This is a genomic window from Cupriavidus sp. R6-3, assembly GCF_059772245.1.
The window spans coordinates 1-1,393 of sequence record NZ_JCBAJO010000443.1 but is presented as its reverse complement, the minus strand read 5'-3'; the positions used below and the strand labels follow the sequence as shown (position 1 = coordinate 1,393).

The window sequence follows — 1,393 nt, the reverse complement described above, 5'->3', positions numbered from 1 at the left end:
GGTGGCTGGTGCCGCCGCTGGTGCGGCAGGTAGTGCGGCAGGTAGTGCGGCAGGTGGTGCGGCAGGTGGTGCGGTGGGGTCCCATCGTTGTCTCCTCGGTCCTTCTTGTTTTGTCGTGGCCTGGCTGGTACCGCTGGTGTCCTTGCTTATAGCCGGCTCATCGCGCCCTCAACGCGCGCTCATCGTGGCGCCAGCCCGTGCGTGATCAGGTCGAAGGCGGTGTCGACCACCTTCTCCATCGACGCCGGCCGCTTCCAGCGCGCATAGCGCATGCCGAGGAAGTTGCTGATGCCGATCAGGCACCAGGCCCGTACCTCGGCGTCGCCCGGCACGATCTCGCCCAGCTCCTGCGCGCGGGTCAGCCGGCGGCTGTAGAGCTCGGCGAAGACCTGGAAGTACTGGCTGTAGATGGTCTCGTCGACCGAATACGAGTCGAGCACGATCCGGTACAGGTTCTTGTGGCGCGAGACGAAGGACAGGAAGGCCTTCAGGCCCAGGCGCTCGGCCTCGATCTGCGTGGTGGCCGGCGCCACATGCTTGCGCAGATGCGCGCGCACCAGTTCCAGCATGTGCTGGACCAGCGCGCGGAACACGTCTTCCTTGTCCTTGAAGTACAGGTAGAAGGTGCCCATCGCCACCTGCGCCTCCTGCGTGATCTCGGAGATCGACGCGGCGTAGTAGCCCTTCTCGCCGAACACCTTCTCGGCGGCCCGCAGCAGCGCCTCGCGCGTCTTCTGGCCGCGCGCGGTTTTCGGGATCACACAGGCTTCGGTCGGTGGCATCGGCGCCTTCGTTCAAGCGGGAATACGGTTGGGAGCAACGGAAACGCATGGCGCCGTGCAGCATCGCCGGAGCATGTTCCGGAATCGCGCATCAAGCCATGAAACCTGATAAGTGATTCATGTTTCATGGTATAAAGCAGCGAATCGGAATGTCAATAGATGGCTGTCCCAAGAGGCCCCGGCCGGCACGGCGGCGGCACGCGGCTTCGCCGCTCCTCGGGACGCGCCACGCCGCCACGGAGACACCGTTTGGACGCCGCCGATCCCTCCGCCCTGCCCGGTCCAGCCGCGCCTTCCACGGCCGCGCCTCCCGCTACCGCGCCGTGCCCTGCCGCACCGTCCCCTGCCGCACCGTACCCTGCCGCGCCGTACCCTGCCGCGCCGTACCCTGCCGCGCCGTACCCTGCCGAGCCGTGCCCTGCCGAGCCGTGCCCTGCCGAGCCGTGCCCTGCCGAGCCGTCCCGTGCCGCGCCGTCCGCTGCCGAGCCGTCCTATGCCTCGCCGGCCCATGCCGCGCCGCCCTATGCCCCGCCGGACCATGCCGACCCGTCCCCGGCCTCGTTCAGCTTCACCGAATACCCCGCCCACGCGGACCTGCCCGGCTGGCGCGA

The 1,393-nt window shown here is 68.5% G+C and carries 1 protein-coding gene and 1 pseudogene; one reads left to right on the top strand and one right to left on the bottom strand.

From position 1 onward, the window contains the following. Positions 1-179: 179 nt before the first annotated feature. Positions 180-782 (bottom strand): TetR/AcrR family transcriptional regulator, encoded by a 603-nt coding sequence (locus AC6EI8_RS26515; protein WP_006577456.1) that lies wholly within the window; start codon positions 780-782, stop codon positions 180-182. Between the two features lie 249 nt (positions 783-1,031). Here AC6EI8_RS26515 and AC6EI8_RS26510 point away from each other — a divergent pair. Next, a pseudogene (locus AC6EI8_RS26510) lies at positions 1,032-1,393 on the top strand (hypothetical protein); the annotation flags it as partial.

What these genes read in the sequence shown, in the direction of transcription:
- AC6EI8_RS26515 (WP_006577456.1), bottom strand. Translation starts at nt 782, where the DNA reads ATGCCACCGACCGAAGCCTGTGTGATCCCGAAAACCGCGCGCGGCCAG.